Source organism: Bacillus sp. SIMBA_005, from assembly GCF_046535585.1.
Taxonomy (GTDB): Bacteria; Bacillota; Bacilli; order Bacillales; family Bacillaceae; genus Bacillus; species Bacillus pumilus.
Map to the genome: position 1 here is coordinate 1 of NZ_JAWRWI010000119.1, position 346 is coordinate 346.

The window sequence follows — 346 nt, forward strand, 5'->3', positions numbered from 1 at the left end:
AGTCGGAAAGACTTTTCGATCAGAGACATGATCATTTTAAGACCGAACCATGATTTGGTCTATTCTAGTAACTCTTGTTATTATCAGATCAAGCGATCATTAGGCTTGATCTCTTTTTTAGTGAAACATCCATTTAAGGATATAAAAGTTACTTACTTGCCAGTTCTTTTATCATTAAACCCAACTCATAAATCCCCTTTTGAAGGTCTTCAAGAGATGCATAAGCATATGATAAGCGAATATAATTCCCTTTTTCCTGAGCATAGATACTGCCGAGATTGATCAGAATCCCTTTTGATAAGGCTTTAGTATAAAGTAATTTCATTGATATGGAAGGCAATATTTT

At 33.5% G+C, this 346-nt stretch carries 1 pseudogene; it reads right to left on the reverse strand.

Annotated features, from left to right (window positions below):
• Positions 1–148: 148 nt before the first annotated feature.
• Positions 149–346: pseudogene (locus tag SB660_RS19385) on the reverse strand (PLP-dependent aminotransferase family protein); the annotation flags it as partial.